This window comes from Colwellia hornerae, assembly GCF_007954355.1.
Lineage (GTDB): Bacteria > Pseudomonadota > Gammaproteobacteria > Enterobacterales > Alteromonadaceae > Colwellia_A > Colwellia_A hornerae.
Map to the genome: position 1 here is coordinate 40410 of NZ_VOLR01000004.1, position 11870 is coordinate 52279.

5 protein-coding genes and 1 pseudogene are annotated in these 11870 nt (G+C 38.5%); 2 read left to right on the forward strand and 4 right to left on the reverse strand.

Annotated features, from left to right (window positions below; genetic code table 11):
* Positions 1 to 34: 34 nt before the first annotated feature.
* Positions 35 to 787, reverse strand: a complete 753-nt coding sequence (locus tag ESZ26_RS03520) for a substrate-binding periplasmic protein (RefSeq protein ID WP_223271562.1) — start codon at positions 785 to 787, stop codon at positions 35 to 37.
* Positions 788 to 1060: 273 nt separating this feature from the next.
* Here ESZ26_RS03520 and ESZ26_RS03525 point away from each other — a divergent pair, with 273 nt between their 5' ends.
* Positions 1061 to 1480: a VOC family protein gene (locus ESZ26_RS03525; RefSeq protein ID WP_146798101.1), complete on the forward strand. Its 420-nt coding sequence runs from the start codon at positions 1061 to 1063 to the stop codon at positions 1478 to 1480.
* Positions 1481 to 1535: 55 nt separating this feature from the next.
* Here the strand turns inward: ESZ26_RS03525 and ESZ26_RS03530 are convergent, their stop codons facing one another.
* Together ESZ26_RS03530 and topA are read right to left on the reverse strand one after the other, a co-directional pair.
* The gene (locus tag ESZ26_RS03530) at positions 1536 to 3611 is read right to left on the reverse strand and encodes a spermidine synthase (protein ID WP_146798103.1); all 2076 of its coding nucleotides are present in this window, start codon (positions 3609 to 3611) and stop codon (positions 1536 to 1538) included.
* Positions 3612 to 3925: 314 nt separating this feature from the next.
* The gene (topA, locus tag ESZ26_RS03535; protein WP_146798106.1) at positions 3926 to 6619 is read right to left on the reverse strand and encodes a type I DNA topoisomerase; all 2694 of its coding nucleotides are present in this window, start codon (positions 6617 to 6619) and stop codon (positions 3926 to 3928) included.
* A 389-nt stretch (positions 6620 to 7008) separates the two neighbouring features.
* Here topA and ESZ26_RS03540 point away from each other — a divergent pair, with 389 nt between their 5' ends.
* Positions 7009 to 8115, forward strand: coding sequence for an arginase family protein (locus ESZ26_RS03540; RefSeq protein WP_146798108.1), 1107 nt, complete (start codon positions 7009 to 7011; stop codon positions 8113 to 8115).
* 1506 nt (positions 8116 to 9621) lie between these two features.
* On the opposite strand, the pseudogene ESZ26_RS19670 reads toward ESZ26_RS03540, so the two are convergent.
* A pseudogene (locus tag ESZ26_RS19670) lies at positions 9622 to 9984 on the reverse strand (hypothetical protein); the annotation flags it as partial.
* Positions 9985 to 11870: the final 1886 nt, after the last annotated feature.

Below are 11870 nucleotides of genomic sequence, written 5' to 3' on the forward strand. Positions count from 1 at the left end.
TAGCCCTTGGTTAATATCTGCGTATAACCGTTAATTATAAACTTATATACTTGCTATATATTCGCTCAAACTCACCACTTTCCTTGACTTTATTTAATCCAAAATTAAAATCATCTCGAATATTTTTATCCCTAAATACTGGACGATAGTCCATTGGCTTATCGATAGTAAGTTTGTGTTCAACAACTTCTTGTACATCTAGACCATGCATTAACTTGAGTTTTTTTGCAAAAAATCTAAAGATATAACGATCACTTAGTACCACGTCATAGCGCCCAAAATAGAGTAACTTAACTTGTGTTAGCTGGTCACTAACCCCATAAAACCTATCTTGTTCTTTTACTTTTTTTAGCCATTTAGGGTAGCGTTTTTCTGCGCCTTGAAAAGAGACAACACTCAACAAATCAAAGTCTGTAGGTTTTTTCAGTGAAATAGCACTACTTTTTAAAGTAATAAATACATTGTCATAGATAACGGCTGCCTTGGCATAGAATCCGCCTTGTGATTTTAAGTTTACCCCGATGTCTCCCATTACAGCATCAACTAATTTATTCGAAAAAGCGTAAGGTATGCGCCCTAATGGAAAGTACACCGGCTTTAACGTATGGCCTTTATGAGCTAAGGCCGCCGTAATAATATCTATTTCGATCCCACTATTATTGTGCTCAAAAATATAGGGAGGAATCTCTTTACTAAAAGCCATTGATACTTCTGCTGCTCCACTAGCGTTAGACAACAATAAACTAAAGGCAAGTAAACTATATTTGAGGCGTATTATTTTCATCATGTCATTAAGTTGTTGTAATATTGTTAACAGGCTATACAGGGAATATAAAATAGTCTATTGATAAAGTCATTTAATTTTTCAGTCGACGTATTAGCTCATATTCAACTTTAATTACCATAGTAAATAAAATACTTTATGTTTATAGTAGATAATTAATATAATCAGCAATTAATTCTTATCTAGGCAACAAATCAAGTGTTTGATGTTTATAGTAGACAATTAATATAATCAGCAATTAATTTTATTAGCTAACGAAGCGAAAACAGGTACAAAATGAAATTTTTACATACGATGGTCCGCGTAGATGATTTAGATAAGTCACTCGATTTTTATATCAATCAACTAGGGCTCATTGAAACAAAACGTGTCGATGTACCTAAAGGAAAGTTTTCATTGATCTTTCTTGCGACAGAAGTGGGTGGCCCTGAAATTGAACTTACCCATAACTGGGGTTCTGAAGAAGAGTACACCATAGGTAGAAACTTTGGTCATCTAGCCTTTGAAGTTGCTGATATATATAAAACTTGCGCTGCATTAATGGCATCAGGTGTTGTTATTAACCGTCCGCCCCGTGACGGCCACATGGCTTTCGTAAAGTCACCAGATGGCATATCTATTGAGTTATTGCAAAAAGATGACGCATTAGCCCCACAAGAGCCTTGGTTGAGTATGGAGAATCAAGGCAGCTGGTAAAAATACGGCTTAATTATCTTGTCGATGACATTTCACTCGACAAGATAATTAATCATTACTTAAGTACTGATAATAAATCGCTGTGTTCATCCGTCCAAATTATACGACTCTTTTCTCTAGCATTTGGCTTTGGCCAAGCACTCGCATATATTTTTACTCGCGCATCATTAAGAAAAAACGCATTGTTGGTTAACAGAACCCACTGGACATTATGTTCATTTTCTTTATCGGCAACCGTTTCAACATAAACAATTGTTTTATCTAGCACATCCGCCAAGCCACGTACTAAAGGGGTTAGATTTAAGTGCGAATTTGAAATGTGTATCGCTAAAACACCATCATCCTTTAAGTGCTTAAAATAGAGCATCAATGCTTCTTTTGTTAGTAAATGCTGTGGAATAGAGTCACCCGAGAAAGCGTCAATGACTAAGGTATCAAACTGCTGACTGCCTGAATCATCAAATTGTTGCTGTAAGCTAACCCGACCATCACCTAAAATCACTTCAATGTTGGCAGCAGAATCGTTTAGGTAACTAAAATAGTTATTAGCGGCAAAAATAACCGCAGGATTTAATTCATAAAAAATATAATGATCAGTGTTATTACCATAAGCGGCTAACGTGCCTGCGCCCAAACCAACAAAACCGGCATTTATATTTTGAACACTCCCCTCTTGTAACCTTTGTTTGGCCAATTGTTCGAGCACAAGAGCAACACCGGTATTTTTTCTATAGTAACTTAGTGGCGTTTTTTCATTGCCTTTCTCTAATGATTGCGTGCCATGCGATGTGGTTCCATCAATCAAACGACGTTGCACTTTCTTATTTATCTCTACATCTTTAACACTTAAAATGCCGTAAAAATTACGTTCACTCGCCACATTAGTTTTAACAAAAAGCGTATTTAGATAAAACAACCCCACCATAAAACTGATCGCTAAAGTGATATTAGTTGCCACCAACCAAGTTTGCGTTTTTATTACTGTATTCCTTTGTGAATGAATACTCAGAGCTAAAAGCACAAAGACACTAATAATAGCCAAAGGGAATTCTAAGAATTGATCAAAGATATTTTGCGCAATAAAAGCGACAAAAGCACTACCGAGAAAACCACCCAGTGACATAAATAAATAAAACAAGGTTAAATGCTGAACTTGCGGTTTTAAACGCGCTAATTCCCCATGACAAATCATACAGGCAATAAATAATATGCAGGCGTAAATAGCAATTTGCGAAATAATGTCGAGTTGGGAGCCAATAAAGTACATCAACAAAGCTAAACAAGCAGTGAGCACAAACAGCGCAAACCAATACTCTCTTACATACCACTTAGCGCTATGAAAACTAATAATAAAAGTAAGTAGATATAAACAAAGCGGCAGTATCCATAAAAACGGCACGGGAGGAATATTTTGTGTCATCGCATTGGTGGTCGCGACTAATAAAATGACACCGACCATGGCCAATCCTATCCATAAAACTTTATCTAACAATGAGGTCTTAGTGGCACTTTTATCCTCCATATCACCAGTATTACGCTCGACAGAAACAAGACCTAATTTAGACATTTTCAATAATAACGTCACAAGTAGTAACGCATAACAACCATAACCAAACGTCCAATAGTTCGATTGTTGCGTTGTTGTTAGCAAAGGTTCAAATAGAAAAGGAAAACTGATTAACGCCAGCAAAGAACCAACATTAGATAATGAATATAATTGATAAGGAAGTTTGCCAATTTCGATATAGGTTAACCATCGCTGTATTAACGGACCCGTTGACGACAAAATAAAATATGGTAAACCGATTGATACTGTTAATAACAGGAGAATATTTTGCAGTGGCGAGTTTGTCTGTGAAATATCTCCCCAACTTTGAATACCAATAGGAAGAAATATTACACTAGCAAGTAGAATGACCGAGTGAATAATTAACTGTTTTTTTACTGACTTAACTTGTGTTAAGCAATGAGCGTAAAAATATCCTAATAATAGAAAAGCTTGAAAAAATAATAAACATGAAGTCCAAACCGCTGCTCCACCACCAAAGTATGGCAAAATCAATTTAGCAATAAGGGGTTGTACTTGGAATAATAAAAAAGCACTTAAAAAAATTATCGCCAGATATAGCATTTAATATATTTCTCTTAATCGTCAACGTAACTAGCTAATGGCTGGTTACGTTTGTATTACCTAAGGTAATCATTATTAATTACCCTTCTTTCTAAACATCATTGTTCTCTCACTTCGACATACATGGAGTCTTAATGCCGAAATGACATACCGTTCATCCTGAACATCGTCATGCTTTCACATCCATGTGATCATGACATACCGTTCATCCTGAACATCGTCATGCTTTCACATCCATGTGATCATGACATACCGTTCATCCTGAACATAAAAAAAGCGCTAGATAGCGCTTTTTTTATTTTAAGCTAAATATACTATTCAGCTTTTGCTTTTGCCTTAGGCTTAGCTTTTGGCTTAGCTTTGGGTTTTACTTTTTTCTTTGCTTCTTCAACCCATTTACCCTCAACATACTTTGCATTCCAGCCTGTTGCTTTAGGTTTTGCGCCTTCGGTTTCAGGTGCAAGTTCTGTCATTACATACTGTTCTTTGGTTTTACGACTATAACGTACAACGGCTAAGTTTCCGTCGGGATCCTTAACAGGTGCATCGGCTAAATAATAAAATTTACTCGAAATTCTGTCTCTAAAACGCTGTAACTCTTCAACTTTAGGTGCACGTGTTTCTCTTGAGCGCGGGAAAGTATTCGCTGCCAAGAAAATACCCGCTGCACCATCACGCAAGACAAAGTGCGCCTCTGATTTTTCACAAGGTAATTCAGGTAATTGCACAGGGTCTTCTTTTGGAGGAGCCGCTTCACCACTCGCTAATAACTTACGGGTGTTTTTACATTCAGCATTTGTACAATCAAAATACTTACCAAAACGGCCTGACTTAAGCTCCATTTCAGCCTCACAACGATCACATTCTAAAAGAGGACCGTCATAACCCTTAATTTTAAACTCTCCTTTTTCAACTTCAATACCGTCACAAACAGGGTTATTACCACAAACATGCAATTTACGTGTTTCGTCAATCAAATAACTGTCCATCGCTGTACTACATTTATCACAGCGACGCATAGCACGTAAGGCATCAGTTTCTTGGTCTTCGACTAATACACTGACTGCTTCTTCGCCAGAAGTAAGGTTCATTGTTTGCGTACAACGTTCTTTTGGCGGTAATGCATAACCAGAACAACCTAAGAAGACACCAGTAGAGGCTGTACGGATACCCATTTTACGACTACAGGTTGGGCAATCAATATCGGTTAATACCGGTTCATTGTTGCGCATGCCACCTTCTTCAGTTGGCATATCTGCTTGGCTTAACTGTTTAGTAAAGTTTTTATAAAAACCATTAAGGACATCTTTCCAATTGGTTTTACCTTCAGCCACTTCATCGAGCTCTTGCTCCATGTTGGCGGTAAAATCATAGTTCATTAAGTCTTTAAAGCTTTCAGATAAACTGTCGGTAACAATTTCACCCATTTTTTCGGCGTAAAAGCGTTTTTTATCTAAGCGCGCATAACCACGGTCTTGAATAGTAGAAATAATTGACGCATACGTTGAAGGGCGACCAATTGAACGTTTCTCTAATTCTTTAACGAGTGATGCTTCACCAAAACGTGCCGGTGGTTTAGTAAAGTGCTGAGCTGGATTTAATTGCTCTAAGGTTAATACTTCACCAACAGATAAATCAGGTAAATGCTTGTCGTCGCCTTTTGATAATTGCGGATGAACTCTTGTCCAACCGTCAAACTGCATTACACGACCTTTGGCCTTTAAATCAAAGCCCGAGGCACCGACAGTAATAGTACTAACGGTGTAACGCGCGGCTGTCATTTGACAGGCAACAAACTGACGCCAAATGAGGTCGTACAACTTTTTAGCATCCGCTTCAATACCTTCCATAAAAGCTAATTCTACTTTTACATTAGATGGGCGAACAGCTTCATGGGCCTCTTGTGCACCCGACTTACTACTATAGACTTTTGCTTTTTCAGGTAAGTAATTATCGCCAAAATTCTTAGCAATATAGCCTCGACACATTTCAACCGCATCTTTACTTAAATTGGTTGAGTCGGTTCGCATATAAGTAATATGACCGGCTTCATATAAACGCTGAGCTAAGCCCATAGTACGTTTAACACCAAAACCTAATTTAGTACTTGCCGCTTGTTGCAACGTTGAAGTAATAAAGGGTGCTGATGGCGTACTTTTTGAAGGTTTATCATCACGTTTATTTACGGTATACGCTGAACTTTCTAAGGTTGCTAATGCTATTTTCGCATCTTTTTCATTAGTTGGTTTAAACGCTTTACCATTTTCGTGGGTAACATCTAATGGAAAATCTAAACCGGAAGCGGTTTTTGTGTCAGCGGTAATTTCCCAAAATTCTTTCGGATCAAACGCTTTAATCTCACGTTCTTTTTCAACAACGAGTTTTACGGCTACCGATTGTACGCGACCGGCAGATAAACCACGGGCAACTTTTTTCCACAATAGCGGGCTAACCATAAAGCCGACAACACGGTCAAGAAAACGTCGTGCTTGTTGCGCATTAACGCCAGGCATGCTTAATTCACCGGGCGTAGAGAAAGCTTGTTGAATCGCGTTTTCAGTTATTTCATTAAAGACAACACGTTTAAATTTACTGTCATCGCCACCAATAATCTCTTTCAGGTGCCAGGCAATCGCTTCTCCCTCGCGATCCAAATCGGTTGCGAGATAGACAGTGTCGGCTGAACTGGCAAGTTTGATTAATTCAGCAACAACTTTTTCTTTGCCTTCGAGTATCTGATAATTGGCTTCCCAATCGTTTTCAGGATCAATACCCATACGATTAACAAGTGCTTGCTTATCACGTTTAGCTTTATATTTAGCTTTCGCTGCGGGTGCCATTTTTCTGACTTCTGCAGGAGATTTCGCAGCAACTTTTTTACCAGTACTACTGTGAGGAAGATCACGTACGTGACCGACACTAGATTTCACAATAAAGTCTTTACCAAGATATTTGTTAATTGTCTTCGCTTTGGCTGGTGATTCGACAATAACTAGAGATTTTGCCATATATATATACTTTCCTACGTCACTGGCTATTTTTTTTGCCAGTATAATTACATTTAGGTCATAACTGTCTAAAAATTAGCCGAGCAACTCATTTTTAGCACAAAAAAACCATAAATCATTGAAATTAGAATTCCTATTAGATATATCGGTAAATAAGCAAGCTGACAAGTTATTATTTTTAATAACATCGCCTAATTAAGCTATTTTCGTTATAATGGTGGCAATATTTCGGCGTGATCATTATAAAAAATTTATTGGCAACGATAATTTAATTCAGTATTAAATTCAATTGTTGTCAGTTGAAAAACCTATATCACCGGTTAAAACAATACCCATTTAATACTTATAGTAAGTATAAATTATTGGGAAAATAATAAGAGTACAAATATATGACAACATCATGGACTAATTTACAGGAAAAACTAGCCAACTGTTTATGCCCAGCGGGTAACGGTGTTTTTACCGTCAATACCGCTAAAGAGCGTAAAGAGCAATTACATCAAGCGTTATTCGGTCAATCTACCGATATTGATAATATATGGAAAGACTCATTAAAAGCGCTTCCTGATGCCTCAAATGCCGTTATTTTAGGTATTGCCTCCGATTGTGGCGGTGGAATTTTACGTGGCGCAAACTGGGGACCATTATTTGTCCGTTCAACTTTACTTGAACAATATCCTGAGCTTGAAGCATTTGATATGGGAGATGTTCGCGTTATTCCCCATTTACTTCATGATAAATATTTAAATGAAGCGACGCTTTCTAACTGTAGAAAGGCCCTTTATAAAGATGAAAACAGCCCTTATGCGGTTAGCCCATTAACCATTACTGAAGATGTCTTACACGATTTTTATGCTGAGTTCCCACAAAAAGGTGTTTTTGGCATTGGTGGCGATCATTCAGTAAGCTACCCGTTAACCAAAGCTTACTTGCAAGCAAAGAAAAAGCGCGGCATTCGTGCAGCTATTATTCATTTTGACGCGCATACTGATTTATTGGTTGAACGTCTTGGCATTGATTTATGCTTTGGCTCTTGGTGTACCCATATTTTAGATGATTTACATGAAAAACATCATTTAATACAAGTTGGTATTCGCTCGAGCGGTCGTCCTAAGTCGCATTGGGAAAACACGTTTGGTGTAAGACAGCATTGGGCTCATGAAGTTAAAGAATTCGGTGTTGAAAAGATCATTGAAAACATTTTAGCGCAATTACAAGATGAAAATATCGATGAATTGTATGTAAGCTTTGATATTGATGCGCTCGATGAAACTGTCGCTGCTGCCACAGGAACACCAGAGCCAGACGGTTTATTTCAAAATGAAGCGATGGATATTCTTCGTGCCTTAGCCGCAAAATACCCTATTACCGGTGCAGACATGATGGAGATTGCTCCATTTACTGACAGCACAGGTTTAGGAAAAGAGAGTCGTGACAAAACCTTAGCCGCTGGCGCTGAGATCTCTGCCTTTTTAATAAAAGAAATGTGTAAGTAAATATATTTAATATTGAATAAACAATTAATATAAAAAATAACAAGGCTCCTTATGGAGCCTTTTTTTAACTGCTATTAATTCAACCTAGGGTGTTATATTAATAGTTGCAACAGTGTAAGTGGTGACAACACCTGAAGGAGTTGTCACGTGAACCAGTAGAGGGCCACTTACCGTTTTATCTTTCACTCCTTCTACGGTAACAGAGAAACTACTACCACCGTTAAAGTTAGTATTAGGCCATTTCATAATTGTCCCATCAACACCACCGACGATGGCTTCAAACTGCACCTCTGTCCCTGCAGGCATAGGTTGATTATGAAAATCAGCAATAGTAACCGAAGCTGCCGCCGTTCCATCTTGAACTATATCAATACTAGCTCCATTTGTAGGAAAGGTAGTAACAAATTTTGGATTACTACCAGACATAACCAAGACAAGTGATCCTCTAACATTAATAGACTTCTCTGTGGAGCAATTATCAGCGTTACCACACAATGAGCCATTATATAGTCGATCTTTTAAGTTAAAATCACCACTGGAATTAAAATCATCAAATTTCTCTTGTTCACCACCGGTTTCACCATCGCCAGCAGTTGATTGTGGGTTATAAATACCATCTTCATTATAATCAATAAAAGATTCAGCTAAATCATAAGGCAGACCATTAACATCCAATCCTGAGTTGTTGTTATTTCCTAAAAAGGCCTCTTTTTCAGCGTTGTCATAAAGACCATTACCATTAAAATCTGGAAATGATTCTTCACCAATAGCTGTTGCAGAAATAGTTGCACGACCACCATATTTTTGCGCCATAAAATTACTTCGTCTTGGCGATGAGCTATTAATTCTAGATGCGAAGGTGGTACCGTTAGCGACACCTAACTGAGCAAAAGTTGAACTAGCACCACCACCATCAGTTATTTTCACGTCAAGGCGAGTTGGAGATGTTAATAACAAATAACTGCTTTGTGAATAGATAAACTCAGAAGCGACAATTGATGAGGTAGTTAGTGCTGCGTTTATGGCGTTAACTATTGCATTAGCACTTGCAAGATCGGTATTAAGACTCACTGTATCTGTACCCGTTGCTGTTTCGACATCAAAAGTAATATCATTAACTGTGAAGTCTCTGCCTGCTGAAATATTATTTCCCCCTAAAACAACAGTGGCATTATTATAATAGCTAGTACCATCTCTTATACCTAAGACATCCAAAGTGGTTACTGAACCCACCGAAGCATCAGCGATAGTGATATCTAAACCTTCTGTTGAGATCAGTTCAAATAGATTTTCAAAACCAGCTACAGCTTTGACACCAGAATTAACGAGTAAAAGATTAGTTGCCGTGAGTAATTCAGCTTTAGAGGCAAAGTTAGCCGCTAACGAAAGATTATCCGCTCCGTTGGCTGTAGTTACCGAAAAAACAATATTTTTAGAGGTAAAATCAAAACCTTTATTTATCTTAGTTGTACTCTTGATTAATGTCGGTCCGTCATTGATTTCGCCTAATTCTTGCCCTTCTGGTCTTACATTTTGACTGGTCCAGATAACGGAACAAACACCATCAGTGGTAACACAAGAATCTTCTATTGAACCACCTTCAGTGGTAAAGGCAACAGCTGTGCCATTAGGTGCAGGATTATTAAATGCATCTGCTAATCTTGCTATAATAGTGACTTCTGTTCCATCAATATCCCAAGCCTCAGGATTAAATACACTGGCTGACAAACTAAAACTGTCTTGATCTGGAATACCGGTTGAGATAACTAATAGGTTAGATTGTGTAAAAATTGATGGATCCTCAGCTAACTCTGCTCTAACTCGCACACTCGTATGCACTGTTCCTGAATTAACGACTGTTTGGACTAAACCATTACTGTCAGTTTTTGCTGCTTTGGGACTCCAATCAATACCACCAACTTCAGTATTTAATGAGAAATCAACATCTTTATTAGCGACCACATTACCATTGGTATCTCTGACTCTAAATACTACTGTTGAGCTTTCAATGCCGCCCACACCTTTCAAGCTAATACTTTCAGGAGTGGCAGAAACAAATTCAATACTGCCTGAATCAGGCGAACTGATTGTCACAGTACCTGCAGCAGATAAAACAGTTCCGCCTGCATTAGCCGTGGCCGTAACAATATCTGGCCCTTGGCAACCTTGAGCTAAATAAGTACTTTGTGCGATACCAGCAATGGTTGCGACAGGAGAATCAATATTCGCCGTTGGTACTGATAGGCTACTACAACCTGACGTAAAGCTAACTTCTACTGTTTCTGTGGTGAATAGCGTAGCAGGAACAGCTGGTGAAGCATTGGAAACATCCCAAATACTTACCGATAATCCCGCAGTTGCACCAGCAGAAATAACGCCAACTGGCACAGCTATCAAACCATTTGGAAAACCAGTAACACCATCAATAGCATTTCCCATACCGAGAGAAGATGCGCCAATTGAAAAAACCAACTGTTCTGATTCACCTGTTACTAATTGAGCGGTTACCGTACCAGCGCCTAGCGAGTTACCGGCTAAAAGATCAACAGTTGCGATATAAGCATTATCCGTTGTTGCTATGGCCGTTTGAATAGGAATAGTGCCTAGATCAGTTGTAAAAGTAACAATTACCGCTTTATTAACGCCGGTAACTGTTGCGACTAATTTACCTGAAGATATACTGCTTATTTGTTCAATTCTAGTACCATTATCATCAGTTAAAAATAAGCTTACATTAACCCCTGAACCAACGCTATCTCCTTCAGAAAAGAATCCCTGAGTCACAACATCACCTGCGCTAGAGGTCGCTGTTAACACACCTGCACCACGAGTAGTGCCTGCAGATAAGGTAATCATTGCATCACCGGTACTGTTGGTTAGTACCGTCCCCATTTCAGGGTCAAGCACACCTAAAGTGGAGGTAAAAGTAACAACTTTATTGCTTAAATCTGTACCATCAGATGCTTCATAATGAATTTTAATAGTTGCAGGGCTTGCATTAGAAATTGATGTACTGTTAGTAAAAGCAGTAATTGTTAAAGTATTACCTCTTTCTTTTTGGCTATCACCTTGGGTAAAGAAGCCTTGTGTCACCACATCACCAGCACTAGAGCTAGCCGTTAAGACACCTGCACCACGAGTAGTGCCTGCAGATAAGGTAATTGTTGCATCACCGGTACTGTTGGTTAGTACCGTGCCCGTTTCAGGGTCAAGTACACCTAAAGTGGAGGTAAAAGTAATCACTTTATTACGTAAATCAGTGCCATTAGCCGTTTCAAAATGAATAGTAATAGTCGCAGGACTTGCATTAGAAATTGATGTGCTGTTAGTAAAACTAGTGATCGTTAAAACGTTCCCGCCATCTTTTGGACTATCTCCTTGGGTAAAGAAGCCTTGTGTCACCACATCACCTGCGCTAGAGGTCGCTGTTAAGACACCTGCACCACGAATAGTGCCTGCAGATAAGGTAATTGTTGCATCACCGGTACTGTTGGTTAGTACCGTGCCTGTTTCAGGGTCAAGTACACCTAAAGTGGAGGTAAAAGTAATCACTTCATTACTTAAATCAGTGCCATTAGCCGTTTCAAAATGAATAGTAATACTGGCAGGGCTTGCATTAGAAATTGATGTACTATTTGTGAAAGTCGTAATAGTTAATGCGTTACCTCCTACTTCTGAACCATCACCTTCCGTTGAGAAACCTAAAGTATTATATTCTCCTGAGATAGTACTTACTGTTATTAAACCGGCTCCTT